Source organism: Streptomyces sp. NPDC003077 (assembly GCF_040611095.1).
GTDB lineage: Bacteria > Actinomycetota > Actinomycetes > Streptomycetales > Streptomycetaceae > Streptomyces.
Genome location: NZ_JBEXNM010000021.1, coordinates 71,452 through 92,193, shown reverse-complemented (window position 1 = coordinate 92,193; position 20,742 = coordinate 71,452). Strand labels below are relative to the sequence as shown.

The following is a 20,742-nucleotide window of genomic DNA, read 5'->3' as shown; positions in this document are numbered from 1 at the left end:
TGAGGGGGGCCGTCGACGGCGGGCCTTTGACCTGAACTGTCGCCGGGGAGGGCCGAGTCGCCGCGGGGCGGTCCGTGGCTTTCCGGGACTGCCTGATTGCGCCCCGGCCGTCGACGGGTTACCCGGACAACGTCACGACGTTGTGGTGGGGCCCTCCCGAGACCGTCACGCTCTTCGTCCAGCTTCTGCCGGAGGTCGGCGCGTTGGCGTCCAATTGGACGGCGCGCACCGCCTCTCCGTCCTTGCCGAACACCCACAGGGAAGGGCTCGTGTACGAGGAGGCGGCGACCTTCCACTCGACCGGATCGCCCACCGCGTCCGAGATCACGTCGTCGCCGGTTCCGTAAGCGAAGATCCACACCCGGTCCCAGGCGAAACCGGTCAACGCCGCCAGGGGCGCCGGGGCGCCTCTCACCGCCGCGTCCACTTTCCGCTGGAGGGCCTGGTCCGTGGTACTGGGCAGGGGCGTTTCCCCGGCGAACGCGTACCAGCCCAGCCCCAGCACCGCGGTCGCGCCGAGTCCCGCGACCGCCACGTGTTTCCGTATGGTGCGCACTTTTCGCCTCTCTCCGTCGTCCGGCGTTCCTTCCGCAGGGACGCTTTCGGCCTGTCGTCGGAATACCGGGCCGGGAAAACCCGCTCTTGCCCCATGGGACGCGCCGGCTGCGGCGTGCCTGCTCGGTGCCGCTCGTCACCGGCGAATGGCAGGTGTCGGTCGGGCATGGGCTTTACTCTCCGTACACACACCCACTTCATGTCCGGTGCGGGGACGCGAGGCCGAGCTGTGTTTCCTCAGGGCTCCCCGGTGGCCCTTTGATGGTCACGCCGGGGCGGGAGCTGAGGTAAACGTACAGGTCAGAGTGAGGGCGGAGAAGGAATTATGCGGTTGACGGTCTTCTGGGAGCGGATGGCGGATCACTTCGGTGAGTCGTACGCCGACTCCTTCGCGCGTGATCACGTGATGTCCGAACTCGGTGGCCGGACCGTCCACCAGGCGCTGGAGGCCGGCTGGGACGCCAAGCGCGTGTGGCGTGCGGTCTGCCAGGCGATGGACGTGCCGTACGACAAGCGCTGACCCGGCGGCGGCCGGTCCGCCCGGGACGCGGCGGGCAGCGGGGCAGGGGCGGGACTGTCGCACCTGTGCGCGACACTTGGCCCGTGCCCGCAACTCCGAAGACCACCCGTCACGACGATCGCCACCACCCGGATCCGCGCGCCACCCACATGCCGCGCTGGCTGCCGCGCGCCATGGTGCTGGCCCTCGCCCTGATCGCCTGTTTCATGCTCGCCACCTGGGCGTTCCACCAGTTGATCTCACTATTGCTGAACATCCTGATCGCGTTCTTCCTGGCGCTGGCCGCGGAGCCGGCCGTGGACTGGATGGCGGCGCGCGGGATGCGGCGCGGCGTGGCGACCGGGGTGGTGTTCTTCGGGATCCTCATCGTGACGGCGGGGTTCTTCGCGCTGCTCGGGTCGATGCTCGCGGGCCAGATCGCGAACATGGTGCAGGAATTCCCGCAGTACCTGGACGACGTGATCAATTGGATCAACGCCACCTTCCACACCAAGCTGTCGCGGGTCGAGGTCCAGAACAACCTGCTCAAGTCGGACTGGCTGCAGAAGTACGTGCAGGACAGCGCCAACAATGTGCTCGCCGTCTCCGCGACGGTCCTGGGCAGCCTGTTCAACCTGCTGACGGTGGCGCTGTTCTCGTTCTACTTCGCCGCCGACGGGCCCCGGCTGCGCCGTGCGCTGTGCTCCGTCCTGCCGCCGGCCCGGCAGGCGGAGGTGCTGCGCGCCTGGGAGATCGCGGTGGCCAAGACGGGCGGGTACCTCTACTCGCGCGGCCTGATGGCGCTGATCTCCGGCATCGCCCACTACATCCTGCTGGAGATCCTCGGGGTGCCCTACGCCCCGGCCCTCGGCATGTGGGTCGGCCTGGTCTCGCAGTTCATCCCCACGATCGGCACCTACCTCGCGGGTGCGCTGCCCATCCTGATCGCCTTCACCGTCAACCCTTGGTACGCCCTGTGGGTGTTCGGGTTCGTCCTGATCTACCAGCAGTTCGAGAACTACGTCCTCCAGCCGCGGATCACCGCGAAGACGGTGGACATCCACCCGGCGGTCGCCTTCGGGTCGGTGATCGCCGGCACCGCGCTGATGGGCGCCGTGGGCGCCCTCATCGCCATCCCGGCGACCGCCACGCTCCAGGCGTTCCTGGGGGCGTACGTCAAGCGGTACGAGGTCACGGACGACCCGCGCGTCCAGGGCGGCCGGGGCCGCCGGCGCCGGCGCGGGACCTCGGCCCTGGCGCGGGTCCGGCACTCCCTGGGCACCAAACCGCCGGCCGCGCCGCTGGAGGAGCGGCGGGGACGGGACGACGAAGACGGTGGGGACGAGCCGCCCGGGCGGGGCGGCGGGGCCGACCGGGAGGGGCGGGCCCCTTCGGACCACCGGGCCGAGACGGACGAGCGGGGCGGGAAGGGCGGTGCGACCGCGCGGGACGACCGGACCGCGGGGGAGCCGGGTGAGGGGCGTCCGGCGGAACGGGACGCGGGCTCGGGGGCGCATCGGAGCGAGGGGGACGGGGACGAGCCGGGCGGGCGTGAGCGGCCCGAGCGGCGGCCTGAGCGAAGTGAGCGGGACGAGGACGGGCGTCCCGAGCGGGGCGGGGACGACGAGTAGGGCGGGGAGCCGCTGAGCCTGCTGCGGCCAGGGCCGCCGAGCGGTCGGGGTCCCCGGCTTCTCCGGGGCCCGGCTCGCGACCTCACAGGCCCTCCGGGCGGCCGGTGGGCAGGGCCCTGGGGGTTCCGGGGCTCCTGCCGGCCAGGGCTCTTGGTGATCAGGGGGCGGACCGTCCGGTCTGCTCGGGCAGGTGGGGACACGTCCGTGCGGCGCTCGTCCGCCGGAGTGGCGCGCTTGACACTAAAATCGAGCATCCATTCATATGGACGTTCCGACCAGTGGGCCGGCTCCCGCAGAGGCCCGGCGCGGCGGGCGCGACAGGCGGTCGCGCGGGTCGCCGCACCGGCCGCCGCGAAGGCGGACCGGCGGAGTTATCCACAGGTCGGAGACGGGTCCGGGCGCATTGTCAGTGGCAGGCGTTAGCGTCGTGGACGTGAAGCGATCGACTCAAGCAAATCGGGTGGAACCCATGGCAGGCACTGACCGTGAGAAGGCGCTGGACGCCGCACTCGCACAGATTGAACGGCAATTCGGCAAGGGCGCGGTGATGCGCATGGGCGAGCGGCCGAATGAGCCCATCGAGGTCATCCCCACCGGGTCGACCGCTCTGGACGTCGCCCTCGGTGTCGGCGGCCTCCCCCGGGGCCGTGTGGTGGAGGTCTACGGCCCGGAGTCCTCCGGTAAGACGACCCTGACCCTGCACGCCGTCGCCAACGCGCAGAAGGCCGGCGGCGCGGTGGCCTTCATCGACGCCGAGCACGCGCTCGACCCGGAGTACGCCCGCAAGCTCGGCGTGGACACGGACTCCCTGATCCTGTCCCAGCCGGACAACGGCGAGCAGGCGCTGGAGATCACGGACATGCTGGTCCGCTCCGGCGCGCTGGACCTGATCATCATCGACTCCGTCGCCGCCCTGGTGCCGAAGGCGGAGATCGAGGGCGAGATGGGCGACTCGCACGTCGGTCTCCAGGCCCGTCTGATGAGCCAGGCGCTGCGGAAGATCACCAGCGCGCTCAACCAGTCCAAGACCACCGCGATCTTCATCAACCAGCTCCGCGAGAAGATCGGTGTGATGTTCGGCTCGCCGGAGACCACGACGGGTGGCCGGGCGCTGAAGTTCTACGCCTCGGTGCGCCTGGACATCCGCCGCATCGAGACCCTCAAGGACGGCACGGAGGCGGTCGGCAACCGCACCCGCGTCAAGGTCGTCAAGAACAAGGTCGCCCCGCCCTTCAAGCAGGCGGAGTTCGACATCCTCTACGGCCAGGGCATCAGCCGTGAGGGCGGCCTGATCGACATGGGCGTGGAGCACGGCTTCATCCGCAAGTCCGGCGCCTGGTACACCTACGAGGGCGATCAGCTCGGCCAGGGCAAGGAGAACGCCCGCAACTTCCTCAAGGACAACCCCGACCTCGGCAACGAGATCGAGAAGAAGATCAAGGAGAAGCTGGGCATCGGGGTCACGCCGGAGGAGCTGACGGCGGAGCCCGGCGCCGACGCGGCCGGTGCCGCCGAGGCCCCGGCGAAGTCGGTCCCCGCGCCCGCGGCCAAGGCCGCCAAGGGTGCCAAGGCCACCGCGGCCAAGAGCTAGCCCGGCATGACACGGCGAACGGACTGGCCCGCCATGACGCCGGCACCGGACCGGACCGGCACGGCACGGGAGGCGGACGGGCCCGACGGGTCGTGTGTGGACGGAGGTGGTCCCGGCTCGTCGAGGGCCGAGACGGGATCACCTCGTACGCCCGAGGAGCAGGCGCGAGCCATATGCCTGCGCCTGCTCACCGGGGCGCCGCGCACGCGCCGGCAGCTCGCCGACGCGCTGCGCAAGCGGGGCATCCCCGAGGAGGCCGCCGAGGAGGTGCTGTCCCGCTTCGAGGACGTCGGCCTGATCGACGACGCGGCGTTCGCCGACGCCTGGGTGGAGTCCCGGCACCACGGCCGGGGCCTGGCCCGCCGCGCGCTGGCCGACGAGCTGCGGACCAAGGGGGTGGACGCCGCGGTGGTCGATCTGGCCGTCAGCCGCCTCGACCCGGAGCAGGAGGAGCACACCGCCAGGGAACTGGTCGCCCGCAAGCTGCGCTCGACCAGAGGCCTGGACCGGGAGAAGCGGATACGGCGGCTGGCCGGGATGCTCGCACGCAAGGGCTACTCGCCGGGCCTGGCGCTGCGCGTGGTGTGGCAGGCCCTGGAGGAAGAGGGGGACGATCCGGAGCTGCTGGAAGAACACCTCTCCGACCTGTGAGGGCGGGCGGACGGGTCCGATGGACGAGCGTGGCGGCCGTCCGGCAGGTCCGTACCGGTTCGATGGCTGAGCGCGGCGGTCGTCCGGCAGGTCTTTACCGATCCGACCGCTGAGCCCGGCGGCCGTCCCGGCAAGCCGCCCCGGGCCGACCGTGCCGTCCGAGGCTCACGGCGGCTCGCGGCCACGCGCCGACATGACGAGGGCCCCGCGGCCCTGCTCCGGCATGGCGAGCCTTCGCGCGCCCTGGCGAGCCCCGGCGCCGCGAGCTTCCGCGCTGCGGGATTCCGTCCGTGCGAGCTCCGCCGCCGTGAGCCTCCGCCCCTTATGGGCCTACGGCCTACGGTCCTGCCTCCCGCCGGGACCCCGCTGTCCCGCCGGGTGGTGCGGGCTGCCCGGCCTGTTCCTGGACCGGTAGCCCGGCCGTGCGCCAGGCCTGGAAGCCGCCGATCAGGTCGGTGGCCCGGTGCAGCCCGAGCTGCCGCAGGGACACGGCCGCGAGGCTGGACGCGTACCCCTCGTTGCACACGACCACCACGTCGAGATCCCGCCCCGTGGCCTGAGGGACCCGGTGGGCGCCCGTGGGGTCGAGCCGCCACTCCAGTTCGTTGCGTTCCACGATCAGTGCTCCGGGGATCGTGCCGTCCCGCTCGCGCAGGGCCGCGTACCGGATGTCCACCAGCAGTCCGCCGCCGGCCTGGAGGGCCGCCGCTTCCGCCGGCGCCACCCGCCGCAACCCGGCGCGGGCCCGTTCCAGCAGCGCGTCCACCGCGCTGGGTGCCGCATCGGTGGCGGCGGCCGACGGGCGGTCGCCGCCGGTGGCCGGTGAGCGGTCGCCGGAGGGTGGGGCGCTGTCGGCGGCGGTCGTTCGTGGGTGCGTCATCACCACTCTCCGGGGTGTTCGATCTCTTCGAGCCGAAGGACGGGGCCGTTGCGGCTGTAGCGGCGCATCAGGGGGAGGGGCGGGTAATAGGCGTGGACGGACACGGCGTGGGCGTCCGGTGAGGTGTTGAGGACCTGGTGGACGTGGTGCGGGCCGAACGCGCGGCCTCGGCCGTCGCCCAGCCTCCGCTCGCGGTCCACGCCATCGGCGAGTTCGAGCGTCTTCCAGCCCTCGGTGGGGATCTGGGTGGCGAGGGACTGTTCGACGAGCTCGCCGGAGGCGGTGGCGAACGCGCCGCGCGAGCCCCCGTGGTCGTGCCAGCCGGTGCCGGTGCCGGGCGGCCAGCCGATCAGCCACGCCTCACTGCCGAGGGGACCGTCCAGCCGGATCCACGTCCGGCCTTCGGGGTCGAGGGGCAGCGTGGCGACGAGCGCGCGGTCGGCGGCGGTGCGTTGGACGAAGGCGAGCAGATCCGCCGCGCTGGGCCCGTCCCCCGCGCCGGGCGCGCCGCCCGAGACAGCCGGACCTGTGGGTGAGACGACAGGCGCGGAAACGATGGACGGGGCGGGCGGGGAAGCGACGGACGGGGCGGACGAGGAGGTGATGGCCGGGGCGGAGGGGATGACGGAAGAGGGCGCGGCGTCGTGGGTCTGCTCAAGGGGGGAAGGGCGCGCGGAACGACGTACGTTGGGCACGGAAGACCGTCCTGAGTGATCGGAGAAGCGCGCGGCAGCACGAGGCGTCGACGGGGACCACCGGCGTGTAGGCGGAGGCCACCGGCCAAAGATCACCGGCCGGAGATCACCGGAACCGGTGCCGCGCGGGAAGGACCGCGGATCAGCAGGACGGACGACACACGCAGCCCGCGTAGCGGACGAGGTCCACATGGACCCGCCGCCAGAAACGCGCGCTGGTGTCGGTCATGCCCGGGAGTCAAGCACGGTGTTCGACGCCCGGTCAACCGCCGATCGAAGGGCGCGGGGCTCGGACCCGCTCCCCGCTGAGCGCCCTTGCGCGGGGACGAACTCCCGTGGCACGCCCGCGCGATGAAGAGGGAACGGGAGATGTGGGCCGGACGCCGGTCCTTCGCGGACCGGACGCCGGGTCCTTCGGGACCAAACGCCGGATCCTTCGAGAGGCCGGACGAGACCGGTGGCCTCCCCACCCCGCCATCGACCCGCGCGAGCCAGCCGATCCGGTGGCTCCCGACCCCGCCTCCCACCGGCCCGCGCACGCAAGCCGGCCGATCCGGCGGCCTTTCCACCGGCCCGCGCACGCAAGCCAGCCGACCAGCCGATCCGGCGGCCTCCCCACCGGCCTGCGCGCCCAAGCAGCCAATCCGGCGGCCTCCCCACCCCGCGGACGAGGCCCCCGCAGGTGCACCGCCCGCCCGGCAGTGTGCCCTACCCCTACCCCTGCCCCCGCACCCGTTCCGCCGCGTCGCCCGACACCCGTTCCGGCCGCTGCCCCGGCACGCGACCCGACGGTTCCTCCGGAACCCGTTCCCGTGCCTCGGGCGCCGCCAGCGCGCCCACCGTTCCGACAGCCTCCGAACGCGGTCGCACCACGGCCTCCCCCGCGAGGGAGACACCCGGAGCCCTCCCCGCGACGGCCCCTGGAACGCTCACCGGCCGACCGGCCGGGCCGCCCCGCTCGCCCACCGCGCCGCCCCGATCGGGTCCGCCCCCGCCATCGTCCGCGTCCCCGTCCTCGTCCCCCTCGGACACCCGCTCCCGCGATGCCGCCGCCCGTCCCGACGGGCCGCCGCGCACCGCGTCCGCGCACGCGTACAACTCGTCCGCGCGGACCCCGGCGAGCGCCGCCACCAAGTGGCCGTCCGGGCGCACGACGAGCACCGTGTGCGCGGGGGCGCTCGGGTACTCCTCCGCGACCAGCACCTCCGCCGGGACCGGCAGCGCCGCCACCGCGTCCGCGAGCGCAGGCATCAGACCGGCCGACATCCAGTGCCGACGGTCCCACACTCCCGTTCCCGGGGCGACCAGCACCACCAGCAGCCCGCGGCCCAGTCGTTCGCGGAGCCGGACGAGGGCGCCGTCCTGGGCGGTCACCGGCACGTCCGCGACGGGTTCGCCGGGCTCGGTGCCCACGGTCACCGTGCCGTCCGGTTCGACGGCGGGCGCGAGGGGGGAGCGCACGTAGGCGGGCGGAGCGCCGAGCGGGCCGCGTCCCAGGTGCCCGTCCGTCAGCAGGGCGGTGTGGCCGCGGGCGGCGCCCGGCAGTATGCGCCGCCAGCGCCCCCGGTCGCCGCCGCGCAGCAGCGGCAGGGCCCGGTCGGCGGCGCGCAGCCGCGCGGTGACCGCGCCCCGCCGTTCGGCCTGGTAGCTGTCCAGGAGGGCGTCCGTCGCGCCCTGGTGCCAGGCCAGCGCGAGTTTCCAGGCGAGGTTCTCGGCGTCCCGCAGCCCCTCGTCCAGGCCCTGGGAGCCGAGGGCGCCGAGCAGGTGGGCGGCGTCCCCGGCGAGGAAGGCGCGCCCGCGCCGCCAGTGGCGCGCGAGGCGGTGGTGGACGATGTGCACCCCGGTGTCCAGGAGTTCGTAGGGGCCGCCGGGGTCGCCGTCCGCGTCCTGGAACGCGTACCGATCGGACGCGCCCGCCACCTCCGCGCCCGGCGGGGGGTGCGCGGCCCAACTCCCCAGCGTCGCGCGGACGTGGGCGAGCAGCACCTCGGGGGTGACGAGGTCCCGGCCCGGGGGCAGCAGCCAGTCCAGCCGCCACACGCCGCCCGGCAGCGGGCGGGCGCTGACCTCGCTCACCGGGGACCGCGCGTCCGGCCCCGCCGCCGCGCGGTGCAGCAACCCCTCGCCGTACCAGGGAAGTTCGGTGCGCAGCGCGGCGACGGCGTGGCGTTCGACGGCGGTACGGCCCGGGAAGCGGATCTCCAGCAGCTTGCGGACGGTGGAACGCGCGCCGTCGCAGCCGACGAGGTAACTGCCGCGCCACCACGCCCCCTGGGGGCCGCGGGTGCGCGCGCTGACGCCGTGCGCGTCCTGCTCCAGGCCGTCCAGGCGGCTGCTGGTGACCATCCGCACGGCGCCCTCGCGGGAGAGCGCTGCCCGCAGCGCCTGGGTGAGGGCGTGCTGCGGGACGTGGAGGGGAGCGGGGTGCGCGGCGTCGAACTCCACCCGTTCCTGAAGGTGCCGGCGGCGCACCGTCCGCCAGGCCGTCCACCGCGTTCCGGCCGCCTCCAGGGCCGGGCCGCAGCCGAGCCGGGTCAGGAACGCGCCGGTGTCGGGGCGCAGGACGACCGTGCGGGCGGTCCTGGGGCCTTCGGGCGCGGTGGCCTCGTCCAGCACCATGCTGGGGACCTCGTACCGGGTGAGGGCGAGCGCGAGCGCGAGACCGACCGGGCCGGCCCCGACGACGATCACCGGATCCACGGCGCGACTTCCCCGTCCGGTCCGGTCAGGCGACCCACGTACCGGGCGCGCCCCGACATCCGTCGGGTGCGCGGGCCGACGGCCTCGGCACGGCGTCCGGACGCTTCCGCGGCAAGGACGTCCCGGCATCCGGACGGCCCGGCGACGAGGGCGTTCCGCCGCCCGGCCGGCTCCCGGACGAGGACATCCGCCGGCTCCCCGACGAGGACGTCCGCCGGCTCCGTGGCGAGGTCGTCCGCCGACTCCCTCACAAGGGCGTCCGCCGACTCCCTGACGAGCACCTCCCGGCATCCCGCGGCAGCACGCACCGCACGCTCACCGCGGGCGCGACCGGGGCCCGGACGCGGAGTCTCACGGGTCGTACGGGAACTGGCAGCTGGCGCCCGGTGCTCGATCACACAGCGTATGCAACCCACTGCCGGCGTCCACGTCAAGCGACGGTGGACGGCCACGCTCCGGCACCCGCGGCACCGGCGGCACACGCCGGGCGGCGTCGGCGCGGCGGCGCCCCGGCCGGTGCGCTCCCGAAGCCGGGCGCGCCGGTTCCCCCGCAAGCTCCGGCCCCGCGGCCCCGCAGCGCCCCGGCACCGGCGGCACACGCCGGGCGTCGTCGGCGCGTCGGCGCCCCGGCCCATGCCCTCCGGAAGCCCGGCGCCCTCCCGAAGCCCGGCGCCCTCCCGAAGCCCCGCCACGCACTCCCATGGCACCAGACCCCCGAACCCCGAACCGCCCCACCACCCCGCGAGCGGACCGCCGGCCGGCTCCGAAGAGCGGCCGGCGAACCGCGCGGGGCCGTGGGGCGGCCCGTCATGGTGCTCGGGTACTCACACGCTCAGGTGCCCGGGGGCCCCTTGGGCGTGGTGCCGCCCGGCATGTCCAGCGCGTCGGTCGCCGTCACCGGCTGCGCCGCGTCGGCGACCGCGATGCCGGTCTTGGCACGCCGGCCGCGCCGCTCGATCCAGGTGGCGAGGGCGGAGAGCGCCAGGCACATGGCGACGTAGATGACGCCGCCGACGACGATCATGGGGAAGTACGGGTTCTCGTCGTTGACGACGATGTTCCCCGCCATCTGCTGGATCGCGTAGAGCAGTTCCTCGAAGGTGATGACGTAGCCGAGCGAGGTGTCCTTGAGGGTCACCACGAGCTGGCTGATGATCGTCGGCAGCATGGCCCGCACCGCCTGGGGGACCAGCACCGTCATCATGACCTGCGTCTTGCGCATGCCCAGGGCGTACGCGGCCTCGCGCTGGCCCTTGGGCACGGAGAGGATGCCGGCGCGCAGCACCTCGGCCTGCACCGAGCCGTTGTAGACGGTCAGGCCCAGGACCAGGGCCCAGAACTGGGTGCTGTCACCGGTGAGGCCCAACTCCGTGCGGTAGGAGAGGAACAGCACCCACACCACGTAGATGGTGATCAGCAGCGGGACGGCGCGGAAGAGTTCGATGAAGCCGGTGGCCAGCCAGCGGACCGGCTTGTGATCGGAGAGCCGTCCGACGGCCAGCACCACGCCCAGGATCAGGGACAGCACCGCGGCCACGGCGAACACCTGAAGGGTGGTCAGGACGCCGTCGCGCAGCTTGGTGCGCACGCCGGCGTTGTTGAAGATGTTCCACATCTCCGGGGCGAACTGCCCCTTGGCGTTCAGCCGCAGGACGGCGAAGGCGATCAGGCCGAGGACGGCCAGCGCCCCGACGACCGTGTAGACCCGGTTGCGGGCGCGCGCCTTGGGGCCGGGCGCGTCGTACAGGACACTGCTGCTCATGCTTCCTCCTCGTGGGGCCCGGCCGCGTGCGCCGGCGGCGTCCGGTGGTGGCGGGTGCGGTCGCCGCAACGGTTCACCGGACCACCCCCAGGCGGCGCTCCAGCAGCCGGAACAGGCCGCTGATGGCGAACGTGATGATCAGGTAGGCGATGGCCACCCACAGGAAGATCCAGCCGATCGCCAGGCCCCGGTCGCTGAGGTCCTTCGAGACGTTGAACAGTTCCTTGACGCTGAACGCGCCGGCGATCGCCGAGTTCTTGGTGAGCGCGATGAAGATGCTGCTGAGCGGCGGGATGACGGTCCGGGTGGCCTGCGGCAGGATGATCAGCCGCAGGATCTGGAAGAACGTCATGCCGATGCTGCGCGCGGCCTCCGCCTGGCCGAGCGGCACGGTGTTGATGCCCGAGCGCACCGCCTCGCAGATGAACGACGAGGTGTAGAAGCCCAGTGCCAGGGTGGCCAGCACGTACGGGCTGATGCCGGGGACGAAGATCTGCGGCAGCACGAAGAAGGCCACCAGGAAGAGCAGGGTCAGCGGGGTGTTGCGCAGCAGCGTCACCCACGCCGTGCCGAAGGCGCGCAGCGGGGGGACGGGCGAGACCCGGAAGCCGGCTATGAGGAGGCCCAGGACGAGTGCGAGCGCCGCGCTGGCCGCGGTGAGCGACAGGGTTCCGAGGAAGCCCTCGCGGAACAGGGGGAGATTGTCGAGGAGTACGTTCATGGGTTCTCCGCGGTAGCGGTCGGGTCGGCGGCGGGTGGGAACGGAGAGGCCGGGCACCGCGCCGGAGGGCGTGGCGTGCGCCGGGGGCCGGACGCCGGGTCACGGCCGGAGCGTCACCGTCGCCGGGCCCGGGCCGGCGAACGGTCCGGGAATCGGTCCGGGAATCGGGTCGGCGGTCAGGCCGGCGAACGGACCGGGAACCGGGCCCGGAGCGGTCGCGTAAGGCACCACGCCCCGTAGACCCGCCACGGCGGGCGTACGGGGCGTGCCGGCGCGCCGCGGGAGCGCGCGGGACGGCGGCGGGGCCGGGCCTGCCGCGCGGCCCCGCGCCCGCCGGGTGACGGGGGCGGGACCGCCGGCCGACAGGGTGCGTCAGTCGCGCGGCAGCGGCGTCTCGGGCGCGACGTAGGCCGAGCCGGACCGGCCGATCGTGCCCTCGTACGCCTTCTTGTAGTCGCCGTTCTTGATGTGCTTCTCCAGCGCGTCGCTGACGGCGTTCTGCAGCGCCTTGTCACCCTTCGCCATGCCGACGCCGTAGGGCTCCTTGGTGAACGGCTTGCCCACGACCTTCAGCTTCGTCGGGCGCTCGGCGGCGTACCCCTTGAGGATCGCGTCGTCGGTGGTGACCGCGTCGACCTGGCCGTCCAGGAGCTGCTTGACGCACAGCGAGTACTTGCTCAGCTCGGTGGTCTGGGCGCCGTACTTCGGCTTCTTGATCTCGCGCAGCGGGGTGGAGCCGACGATCGAGCAGACCTTCTTGCCCTTGAGGGTGTCCGGTCCGGTGATGTCCTTCTCGTCCTTGCGCACCAGCAGGTCCGCGCCGGCGGTGTAGTACGGGCCCGCGAAGCCGACCTGCTTCTTGCGCTCGTCGTTGATGGTGTACGTGCCGACGTAGAGGTCGACCTGGCCCTTGGAGATGGCGGTCTCGCGGACGTTGGAGTCGACCGTCTTGAACTCGATCTTGTCGGCGCCGAAGCCGAGGTCGGCGGCGATCATCTTGGCGATCTCGATGTCGAAGCCGGTGCGCTTGCCGTCGGTGTCCTGGAAGCCGAGGTACGGCTGGTCCGCCTTGGCGCCGATGATCAGCTTGCCGCGCTTCTGGGCCTCCTTGAGGGCCGGCGAGTCCACCGTCACCTTGTCGGCGGCCGTGTACGTCCCGCTGAAGACCTTCTCCCCCGTGGGCTTGTCGCCGGCCGTGCCCGACTCGCCGCCGCAGGCGGTGGCCGTCAGCGCCAGACCCAGCACCACCGCGCCCGCCGCGGCCGTCTTACGCATCCTCATGGTGAACATCCTTTGTGTGGACAGGTGTTGGCAATCATGGTGACCCCGGCCGGGGCTCAGTGGTGGAGGATCTTCGAGAGGAAGTCCTTGGCCCGGTCGCTGCGCGGGTTGCTGAAGAACTGCTGCGGCTCGGCCTCCTCGACGATCCGGCCGTCCGCCATGAAGACGACGCGGTGCGCGGCCGAGCGGGCGAACCCCATCTCGTGCGTGACAACGACCATGGTCATGCCGTCCCGGGCGAGCTGCCGCATGACCTCCAGCACCTCGTTGATCATCTCCGGGTCCAGCGCCGAGGTCGGCTCGTCGAAGAGCATCACCTTCGGGTCCATCGCCAGGGCGCGGGCGATGGCCACCCGCTGCTGCTGGCCGCCGGACAGCTGTGCCGGGTACTTGTCCGCCTGGGTGCCCACGCCGACCCGGTCCAGGAGCGTACGCGCCCGCTCCTCGGCCGCCTTCCGGTCCGTCTTGCGGACCTTGGTCTGGCCCAGCATCACGTTCTCCAGCACCGTCTTGTGCGCGAAGAGGTTGAAGGACTGGAAGACCATGCCCACGTCGGCGCGCAGCCGGGCCAGCTCCCGCCCCTCCTGCGGCAAGGGCTTGCCGTCGATCGTGATGGTGCCGGAGTCGACCGTCTCCAGGCGGTTGATGGTGCGGCACAGCGTGGACTTGCCGGACCCGGATGGGCCGATCACCACGACGACCTCACCGCGGCGGATCGTCAGGTCGATGTCCTGGAGTACGTGCAGCGCGCCGAAGTGCTTGTTCACGTTGTCCAGCACGACCAGCGGGTCCCCGGCGGGCGTGGGGTCCCCGGCGTTCTCGGTCACCGATACTTCGCTCATCGGCGTGTGGCTCCGTCCTCCTCGATTGGGGAGGACCCTAATAACGCAGCGCGACCAGCGTCATTACATCTGAGGGGAAATTGAGCATAACGATCCGGCCGCAAAGCGACACTCTGCGTGAACAGGGCGCGCCCAGGTGTACGGAGGGGGTACCGGCTGGATAACGGAACCGGTCCGGCCGCCGGCCGGTACTTGACGCGCGTGCCCTCCATCGCGGTAGATGCCCTTTGGCCCGCGTACGCGGTGGTCCGTCCGCGCACCGTGCGGCGGCCGGACCGGCGTCCGCCCCGCAAGAACGGGGCGTCGCCCCGCGGGGGCGCGCGGCCGGGGCCGGGTCCGCAAGGGGGCGGACCGGACCCGTAGGGGAGGGCGACGGACCCGTAGGGGAGCGGGCCGGATCCGACGGGGCTGCCGGGGTGATCCCCTACGGGCACTCGGGGCTCGTAAGGGACGGCTCCGCGCGGAACGACCCCGAGGGACACCGGAACGCGAGCCGACGGGGCCGCACAGGGGACGACGCCGGGCGGGACGGGATCCGCGCCCGCGCAGACAGGAAGGAGGGCCGATGAGGCTGTTGCTGGTCGAGGACGACGACCACGTCGCCGCGGCCCTGTCCGCGGTGCTGGCCCGGCACGGTTTCGAGGTGACGCACGCCCGCAGCGGCGAGGAGGCGCTGACCGCGCTCCTGCCCGCCGCCGCGACGCCCTTCGGCGTCGTCCTGCTCGACCTCGGCCTGCCCGACCAGGACGGGTTCGAGGTCTGCGGGCGCATCCGGAAGATCAGCGCCACCCCCGTGATCATGGTGACCGCCCGCGCCGACGTGCGGTCCCGCATCCACGGCCTCAACCTCGGCGCCGACGACTACGTCGTCAAGCCCTACGACACCGGCGAACTGCTGGCCCGCATCCACGCCGTCAGCCGGCGCAACGCCCCCGGAACCGGCGAGTCCGCCACCGAGGACGGCACCCCCAAGGACGCGCTGCGCCTGGGCGCCGTGACCATCGAGCCGGCCACCCGCCAGGTGTCCGTGGCGGGCACCGCCGTGCCGCTCACCCGCAAGGAGTTCGACCTGCTGGCGCTGCTCGCCCAGCGGCCCGGCGTGGTCTTCCGGCGGGAGCAGATCATCAGCGAGGTGTGGCGCACGAGCTGGGAGGGGACGGGCCGCACCCTGGAGGTGCACATCGCCTCGCTGCGCGCCAAGCTGCGGATGCCGGCGCTGATCGAGACGGTCCGCGGGGTGGGCTACCGCCTGGTCGTGCCGCCGGCCCCGGCGGGCGCCACCGCGTCCCCCGCCTCCTGAAAGCCCGTACGCCCACGTGCGCGCCCGCCTGCTCCCGCTGCTCATCGTCCTGATGGCCGGTGTCCTGCTCGCCCTCGGCTTCCCGCTCGCCGTCATCACCGCGGGTGTCGAACAGCAGCGGGTCGTGGTCGACCGGATCGACGACGCGGCGCGGTTCGCCTCACTCGCCCAGTACGTCACCACCCGCCCCGACGCCGCCGGGCGGCCCACCGACGACGACGAGCGGCGCGCCACGCTCACCGCCGAACTGCGCCGCTACAACGACCTGTACGGCATCCACGCCGGGGTCTTCTTCCGCGACCGGACCCCGATGGCGGTGGCCCCCGCGGGGTGGGGCGTGCCCACCGCGGGCGAGGCGGCCGACGCGTTCACCGAGGCGCTGGCCGGCCGCCGCAGCCACGACCCCCGCCAGGTGTGGCCCTGGGACGACAGCCGCATCCCCGTCGCCTCACCCGTGGTGCGGGACGGGGACGTGGTGGCGGTCGTCGTCACCGACTCGCCCACCGGGCGGATGCGCTCCCGGGTCCTGGAGGGCTGGCTGCTGATCGCGGCGGGCGAGTGCGCCGCCATGTTCGTGGCCGTCACCGCCGCGTTCCGGCTGACCGGGTGGGTGCTGCGGCCGGTCCGCGTCCTGGACGCGGCCAGCCACGACATCGCCACCGGCCGGATGAAGTCCCGCGTCGCCGCCGCCTCCGGGCCGCCCGAACTGCGCCGGCTGGCCCGTTCGTTCAACGAGATGGCCGACCACGTCGAGGACGTGCTGGAACAGCAGCGCGCCTTCGTCGCCGACGCCTCCCACCAACTGCGCAACCCGCTCTCCGCCCTCCTGCTGCGCATCGAACTGCTCGCCCTGGAACTCCCCCAGGGCAACGAGGAGATCGCCTCCGTCCGCACCGAGGGCAAGCGGCTGGCCCGCGTCCTGGACGACCTCCTGGACCTCGCGCTCGCCGAGCACGCCGCCGCCGACCTCCAGCTCCTGGACGTCGCCGCGCTCGCCGCCGAACGCGTGGACTCCTGGCACCCGCTGGCCGCCGACAAGGGCGTGGACCTGGCGTACGAGGGGCCGCGCGCCGTCACGGGCTGGGCGGACCCGGTCACGCTCTCCAGCGCGCTGGACGCGGTCGTGGACAACGCCCTGAAGTTCACCCCGCCCGGAGAGCGGGTGACGGTGAGCGCCGTCGCCGACGGCGGGAACGTCCGCGTCACCGTCGCCGACCAGGGCCCCGGACTGACCGACGAGGAGCTGGCCCGCATCGGCGACCGGTTCTGGCGCAGCGGTCGCCACCAGAACGTCTCGGGGTCGGGCCTGGGCCTGTCGATCACCCGCGCGCTCCTGGCGACCGGCGGCGGCACCCTCTCCTTCGCGCCGAACCGGCCGCACGGGCTGCGGGTGACGCTGCGGGTGCCGCGTACGGGGCCGTGAGGGCGCTCCCGCCCGGTACCGCCCGGTACAGGACGCGCGGGCGATCAGGGCGCCGCCCCACCCGGGAAGGACCGCCCACGCGATGTGTTAGCGTGGAGGAAGTTGCAGTTGTGGTACCCATGAACGTGTGCGCGCCCGGTGGCTGGAAGCCCCGGGCGTTCCTTGTTTTCCGGACGAGTTCCGGTGTGGGGCGATCATCTCGGCGACGCGGAGGCCGCACGGTGCGGCCTCCGACATGCCCCATGAAGGAGAGAAACATGGCTACCGGCACCGTGAAGTGGTTCAACGCGGAAAAGGGCTTCGGCTTCATCGAGCAGGACGGCGGCGGCGCCGACGTCTTCGCCCACTACTCGAACATCCAGGCCCAGGGCTTCCGCGAGCTGCTGGAAGGCCAGAAGGTCGAGTTCGACGTCACCCAGGGCCCCAAGGGCCCGCAGGCGGAGAACATCCGCGGCATCTGACGGCCCGCGGTCTCACCGCAGGTCCGGCGGACGGCCTGACGGCGGACGGTCTGACGGAAAGGGCCGACGGTCCTTGACGACGGATTGATCCGCCGGAGGGGTTGGACGGCTCCGGCCGTTGGAATGATCTTCCAATGGCCCGCGCAGACCGCCCCCACGGCCCGCCCAGACACACAGAGCGCTGCCGCGCTCACCCGGAGGGGCCCGCACCGGTCGGCCGGTGCGGGCCCCGTCGGCGTCTGCGCGGCGGGCCGGGCGCCCGCCGCCAGGCCCCGCCGTCGGAAGCGACGCCGTTCGCCCGGTCGTCGACGACAGGCCCCAGGGGCGCGCACGCGCGTCCGTAAAGGCGGACGCGTGCGGGACCGAACCGCACCGACCCCGCACCGCACTACCCCCGCCCCGCTTCCTCCCCGCCTCCCGTTCCCCCGCAGAAGGGCCTTTCGTGTCACGAGCGACCGCTCCGCGACAGAGCGCCGACCCGCAGCCGTCCGCCCCCGCCCCCGCCACCTCCTTCGACGAGCTGCCCCTGGCACCCGGCCTCCTGAGCGCGCTGCGCGCCCAGGGCGTCACCGAGCCGTTCCCCATCCAGGCCGCGACCCTCCCCGCCACCCTCGCGGGCCGCGACGTGCTCGGCCGCGGCCGGACCGGCTCGGGCAAGACGCTGGCCTTCGGACTGCCCCTGCTCAACCGCACGGCGGGACGGCGGGCGGAGAGCGGAAGCCCCCTCGCGCTCGTCCTGGTCCCCACCCGGGAGCTGGCCACCCAGGTCACCGACGCCCTCACGCCCTACGCCCGGGCGCTGCGGCTGCGGATCACCACCGTCGTCGGCGGAATGTCGATCACCCGGCAGACCGCCGCGCTGCGCCGGGGCACCGAGGTCCTGGTCGCCACCCCCGGACGCCTCGCCGACCTCCTCGACCGCGGGGACTGCCGGCTGGACCAGGTGGCCATCACGGTGCTCGACGAGGCCGACCAGATGACCGACATGGGCTTCCTGCCCCAGGTCACCCGGCTCATGGAGAAGGTGGACCCGACCGGGCAGCGGATGCTCTTCTCCGCCACCCTGGACCGCAACGTCGACAAGCTCGTCCGCCGCTTCCTGACCGACCCGGTGACCCACTCCGTGGACCCGTCCGCCGGGGCCGTGACCACCATGGAGCACCACGTCCTGTACGTGGACGACGCCGACAAGCGCGCCACCGCCACCGAGATCGCCGCCCGCGACGGCCGCGTGATCATGTTCGTGGACACCAAGCGCGGCGCCGACCGGCTCACCAAGCACCTCCTGGCCCAGGGCGTGCGCGCGGCGGCGCTGCACGGCGGCAAGACGCAGCCGCAGCGCACCCGCACGCTGGAGCAGTTCCGCACCGGTCAGGCGACCGTCCTGATCGCCACCAACGTGGCGGCCCGCGGCATCCACATCGACGGGCTCGACCTCGTCGTCAACGTGGACCCGCCCACGGAGGCCAAGGACTACCTGCACCGCGGCGGGCGCACCGCCCGGGCGGGCGAGTCCGGCACCGTCGTCACGCTGGTCACCCCCGCCGAGCGCCGGGACATGTCCCGGCTGATGGCCCGCGCGAAGATCACGCCGGGGACGGCGCGGGTCCGGCCGGGCGACGCCGAACTGATACGGATCACCGGCGCCCGGACCCCGTCCGGCGTACCCGTCGTCCTCACGCCGCCCACCCCGCCCGCGCCGCCGCGCCAGCGCACGGCCCCGGGCAAGGGCAGCGGAAGCGGACGGGGCAAGGGGAACGGCGGGGGCAGCGGCTCCGGTGCCGCGTCCGGCGGGGGCCGGGCGAACGGCGGGGTCGGCGGGGGCACCCGGCGCCGCCGCCCGCGCCGCGGACCGTCCTCGGGCCGGGCGGCCTCCCCGGCCGCCTCGTCGCCCGCCACGCGGCGTACGGGCGGCAGGGCGCCGCGGGCCGAGGGGTAGCGGACGCCGACGGGTGGGCGCCCCCGAGGGACACCCCCGGGGCGCCCCCGAGGCACCCTCAGGGTTTCTCCGACCGGTAGTACCGCTGCGCCCCCTGGTGGAGCGCCAGCGGATCGGTGAACACCGCCGTCCGCAGGTCCACCTTCTGGGCCGCGTGCACCTCCCGGCCGATCCAGTCCCGGCTCCGTATGACGGTGCGGGTGATGCCCTCGGTCAGCCCCGGATCCGCGCGGTCCGTCGTCACCATGAGGTTCGCGACCGCGATCGTCTTGATGGCCTGGCCCCGCTGGATCACCGGGTAGGCGTCGGCGGGCATGACGGCCGCCCGGTAGTACCGGGCGGTCTCGCCCTGCCGGTGCAGCGGCTCGATCAGGTCCGCGAGCGGGACGAGCCGTATCGGGAACTTCCGGGCCAGCTCCTGCACCGCCGACGTCGGCAGCCCGCCGGACCAGAAGAAGGCGTCCAGTTCGCCGCGCGCCAGCAGCGCGGGCATCTCGTCGATCCCCGTGCGCACCGGCCGGACGTCGCGGTGGAAGTCGAGCCCGGCGGCGGCCAGCAACCGCTTGGTCACCAGCTGCACGCCGGACCCGTCGGCGCCCACCCCGACCCGCAGCCTCTTCAGGTCCCGGGTCGTCCGGACCGTCGAGTCCTTGGGCACGATGAGCTGCATGTAGTCGTCGTACAGCCGCGCACAGGCCCGCAGCCGCCCCGCGTCCGGCTCGTGCCGCGCCTGGTAGTCGGCCACCGCGTCGGCGGTCGCGATCGCGAAGTCGGCCCGCCCGGAAGCCAGTTGCCGCAGGTTGTCGACCGACCCCTCGCTGCGCACCAGCCGCACCTTCAGATCCGGCAGGTCCTGCCCCAGGTCCTGCCGGAGCAGCCGCCCGTAGCGCTCGTAGACCCCACTGGGCACCCCGGTGGCCAGCGTCACGCGTCCCTTGGGGGACGGCGCCGCCCCCATGGACAGCAACCACCACAACAGCAGCCCCAGCACCGCCAGGCCCGCGGTACCCGCCTGCAGGGCCCGGCGCCGACCGATCCGGGGAAGTGTGACCATGGCGCGATCCTGCCAGCCCCGGCCCGGGGAAGGGAGGGGCGGGGCGGCCGTCCGAACACGTACCCTGGCCGCACTTCGGCGATCACCCTCCGTCATGGCTCAAGTGCCGCCACGTCTGCCACTTCACGACCTTGTTGACGGTGCTCCAACCGACCCCGTGCCGCAGCGCCAGGAAGCGGCGGGACGCTCCCCGGGCGTGGTCGCGCCGGATCTCCCGGACGATCTCTTCCGTGAGAACCGCCGACCCGTGGCGCTCGCCCTGGTTCCCCGTACCGTGCAGGACCTTGTCCCTCTCGTTGGCCCCCGGGGAACGCCACGCGAGGTTCACGGCCCGGTTGTCCGTCTTGACGCCGTTGAGGTGGGCGGCGTGGTATCCCCGCCCCGGTTTCGGGCCCCGGAACGCCGCACAGACGAGTGTGTGCACTCCCCGTTTGGTGCCGTCGTCCAGGCACACGTACAGGTACCCGGAGCCGTTGGTCCCGTTGTTCGACGGGCGCAACCACACCGGCTTCCCCCACCGTCCCGGGCCCTGCACCCGGCCGTCCGAAGTGATCACATACCCGGGGAGTTCGGAGAGGACGGCGCACCGTACTGGGGCGGTCGTGGTCGAGTGCGGCATGCGTGGCCTTTCAGGAGCGGGGGAGTTCGGGCCCGTTTCTGCCCGAGCCCCCAGGGCATCGGCAAGCCATGGGCAGAGCCGCGTGCTTCCGGGCAGCGGTGTCGGCGTCGCAGAGGTGCGTCAGGCGCTCATGAAGGA

Annotated in this window: 19 protein-coding genes; 8 read left to right on the top strand and 11 right to left on the bottom strand. The window is 73.3% G+C overall.

The features are described from left to right. Positions 1–118: 118 nt before the first annotated feature. Positions 119–535 (bottom strand): hypothetical protein, encoded by a 417-nt coding sequence (locus tag ABZX96_RS16845; RefSeq protein WP_355544648.1) that lies wholly within the window; start codon positions 533–535, stop codon positions 119–121. 345 nt (positions 536–880) lie between these two features. On the opposite strand from ABZX96_RS16845, the gene ABZX96_RS16840 reads away from it, so the two are divergent. The 4 genes from ABZX96_RS16840 (at position 881) to recX (ending at position 4,927) form a co-directional block, all read left to right on the top strand. Beyond that, entirely contained in the window at positions 881–1,075 is a 195-nt protein-coding gene (locus ABZX96_RS16840; protein ID WP_355544645.1) for a DUF3046 domain-containing protein, read from the top strand. A gap of 149 nt (positions 1,076–1,224) precedes the next feature. Next, complete coding sequence (locus ABZX96_RS16835; RefSeq protein ID WP_355544716.1) at positions 1,225–2,685, top strand: AI-2E family transporter; 1,461 nt, start codon at positions 1,225–1,227, stop codon at positions 2,683–2,685. A gap of 469 nt (positions 2,686–3,154) precedes the next feature. Further along, entirely contained in the window at positions 3,155–4,276 is a 1,122-nt protein-coding gene (gene recA / locus ABZX96_RS16830; RefSeq protein WP_355544642.1) for a recombinase RecA, read from the top strand. Positions 4,277–4,282: 6 nt separating this feature from the next. Next, the gene (gene recX / locus ABZX96_RS16825) at positions 4,283–4,927 is read left to right on the top strand and encodes a recombination regulator RecX (RefSeq protein WP_355544639.1); all 645 of its coding nucleotides are present in this window, start codon (positions 4,283–4,285) and stop codon (positions 4,925–4,927) included. Positions 4,928–5,264: 337 nt separating this feature from the next. On the opposite strand, the gene ABZX96_RS16820 is transcribed toward recX, so the two are convergent. The 8 genes from ABZX96_RS16820 to ABZX96_RS16785 form a co-directional block, all read right to left on the bottom strand. Continuing rightward, positions 5,265–5,693: a rhodanese-like domain-containing protein gene (locus ABZX96_RS16820; RefSeq protein WP_355544714.1), complete on the bottom strand. Its 429-nt coding sequence runs from the start codon at positions 5,691–5,693 to the stop codon at positions 5,265–5,267. A 113-nt stretch (positions 5,694–5,806) separates the two neighbouring features. After that, positions 5,807–6,430, bottom strand: coding sequence for a cysteine dioxygenase (locus ABZX96_RS16815; RefSeq protein WP_355544711.1), 624 nt, complete (start codon positions 6,428–6,430; stop codon positions 5,807–5,809). A 214-nt stretch (positions 6,431–6,644) separates the two neighbouring features. Beyond that, positions 6,645–6,731, bottom strand: coding sequence for a putative leader peptide (locus ABZX96_RS16810; protein ID WP_355544708.1), 87 nt, complete (start codon positions 6,729–6,731; stop codon positions 6,645–6,647). Between the two features lie 485 nt (positions 6,732–7,216). After that, positions 7,217–9,202 carry an FAD-dependent monooxygenase gene (locus ABZX96_RS16805; RefSeq protein WP_355544636.1) on the bottom strand — a complete coding sequence of 662 codons (1,986 nt, stop codon included), beginning with the start codon at positions 9,200–9,202 and terminating at the stop codon, positions 7,217–7,219. 832 nt (positions 9,203–10,034) lie between these two features. After that, on the bottom strand, positions 10,035–10,964 hold the full coding sequence (locus ABZX96_RS16800) for an amino acid ABC transporter permease (protein WP_355544633.1): 930 nt from the start codon (positions 10,962–10,964) through the stop codon (positions 10,035–10,037). A gap of 73 nt (positions 10,965–11,037) precedes the next feature. Beyond that, on the bottom strand, positions 11,038–11,685 hold the full coding sequence (locus ABZX96_RS16795) for an amino acid ABC transporter permease (protein ID WP_355544630.1): 648 nt from the start codon (positions 11,683–11,685) through the stop codon (positions 11,038–11,040). 372 nt (positions 11,686–12,057) lie between these two features. Then, positions 12,058–12,966, bottom strand: a complete 909-nt coding sequence (locus tag ABZX96_RS16790) for a glutamate ABC transporter substrate-binding protein (protein WP_355544627.1) — start codon at positions 12,964–12,966, stop codon at positions 12,058–12,060. A 56-nt stretch (positions 12,967–13,022) separates the two neighbouring features. Continuing rightward, the gene (locus ABZX96_RS16785) at positions 13,023–13,808 is read right to left on the bottom strand and encodes an amino acid ABC transporter ATP-binding protein (protein WP_355544624.1); all 786 of its coding nucleotides are present in this window, start codon (positions 13,806–13,808) and stop codon (positions 13,023–13,025) included. A 565-nt stretch (positions 13,809–14,373) separates the two neighbouring features. On the opposite strand from ABZX96_RS16785, the gene ABZX96_RS16780 reads away from it, so the two are divergent. The 4 genes from ABZX96_RS16780 (at position 14,374) to ABZX96_RS16765 (ending at position 18,931) form a co-directional block, all read left to right on the top strand. After that, entirely contained in the window at positions 14,374–15,108 is a 735-nt protein-coding gene (locus ABZX96_RS16780; protein WP_355544621.1) for a response regulator transcription factor, read from the top strand. A gap of 16 nt (positions 15,109–15,124) precedes the next feature. Continuing rightward, complete coding sequence (locus ABZX96_RS16775; protein WP_355544618.1) at positions 15,125–16,531, top strand: HAMP domain-containing sensor histidine kinase; 1,407 nt, start codon at positions 15,125–15,127, stop codon at positions 16,529–16,531. Positions 16,532–16,788: 257 nt separating this feature from the next. After that, the gene (locus ABZX96_RS16770; protein ID WP_355544616.1) at positions 16,789–16,992 is read left to right on the top strand and encodes a cold-shock protein; all 204 of its coding nucleotides are present in this window, start codon (positions 16,789–16,791) and stop codon (positions 16,990–16,992) included. Positions 16,993–17,434: 442 nt separating this feature from the next. After that, complete coding sequence (locus tag ABZX96_RS16765; protein ID WP_355544613.1) at positions 17,435–18,931, top strand: DEAD/DEAH box helicase; 1,497 nt, start codon at positions 17,435–17,437, stop codon at positions 18,929–18,931. Between the two features lie 58 nt (positions 18,932–18,989). Here ABZX96_RS16765 and ABZX96_RS16760 read toward each other — a convergent pair whose 3' ends face one another. After that, positions 18,990–19,985: a TAXI family TRAP transporter solute-binding subunit gene (locus tag ABZX96_RS16760; RefSeq protein WP_355544610.1), complete on the bottom strand. Its 996-nt coding sequence runs from the start codon at positions 19,983–19,985 to the stop codon at positions 18,990–18,992. Positions 19,986–20,067: 82 nt separating this feature from the next. Then, positions 20,068–20,604 carry an HNH endonuclease gene (locus tag ABZX96_RS16755; protein WP_355544607.1) on the bottom strand — a complete coding sequence of 179 codons (537 nt, stop codon included), beginning with the start codon at positions 20,602–20,604 and terminating at the stop codon, positions 20,068–20,070. Between the last annotated feature and the right edge of the window lie 138 nt (positions 20,605–20,742).

Excerpts from the sequence above, each read along its gene's own strand:
- ABZX96_RS16840 (WP_355544645.1), top strand. The coding sequence starts at position 881 with ATGCGGTTGACGGTCTTCTGGGAGCGGATGGCGGATCACTTCGGTGAG.
- ABZX96_RS16835 (WP_355544716.1), top strand. The coding sequence starts at position 1,225 with ATGCCGCGCTGGCTGCCGCGCGCCATGGTGCTGGCCCTCGCCCTGATC.
- recA (WP_355544642.1), top strand. The coding sequence starts at position 3,155 with ATGGCAGGCACTGACCGTGAGAAGGCGCTGGACGCCGCACTCGCACAG.
- recX (WP_355544639.1), top strand. The coding sequence starts at position 4,283 with ATGACACGGCGAACGGACTGGCCCGCCATGACGCCGGCACCGGACCGG.
- ABZX96_RS16810 (WP_355544708.1), bottom strand. The coding sequence starts at position 6,731 with ATGACCGACACCAGCGCGCGTTTCTGGCGGCGGGTCCATGTGGACCTC.
- ABZX96_RS16800 (WP_355544633.1), bottom strand. The coding sequence starts at position 10,964 with ATGAGCAGCAGTGTCCTGTACGACGCGCCCGGCCCCAAGGCGCGCGCC.
- ABZX96_RS16795 (WP_355544630.1), bottom strand. The coding sequence starts at position 11,685 with ATGAACGTACTCCTCGACAATCTCCCCCTGTTCCGCGAGGGCTTCCTC.
- ABZX96_RS16790 (WP_355544627.1), bottom strand. The coding sequence starts at position 12,966 with ATGAGGATGCGTAAGACGGCCGCGGCGGGCGCGGTGGTGCTGGGTCTG.
- ABZX96_RS16785 (WP_355544624.1), bottom strand. The coding sequence starts at position 13,808 with ATGAGCGAAGTATCGGTGACCGAGAACGCCGGGGACCCCACGCCCGCC.
- ABZX96_RS16780 (WP_355544621.1), top strand. The coding sequence starts at position 14,374 with ATGAGGCTGTTGCTGGTCGAGGACGACGACCACGTCGCCGCGGCCCTG.
- ABZX96_RS16770 (WP_355544616.1), top strand. The coding sequence starts at position 16,789 with ATGGCTACCGGCACCGTGAAGTGGTTCAACGCGGAAAAGGGCTTCGGC.
- ABZX96_RS16760 (WP_355544610.1), bottom strand. The coding sequence starts at position 19,985 with ATGGTCACACTTCCCCGGATCGGTCGGCGCCGGGCCCTGCAGGCGGGT.
- ABZX96_RS16755 (WP_355544607.1), bottom strand. The coding sequence starts at position 20,604 with ATGCCGCACTCGACCACGACCGCCCCAGTACGGTGCGCCGTCCTCTCC.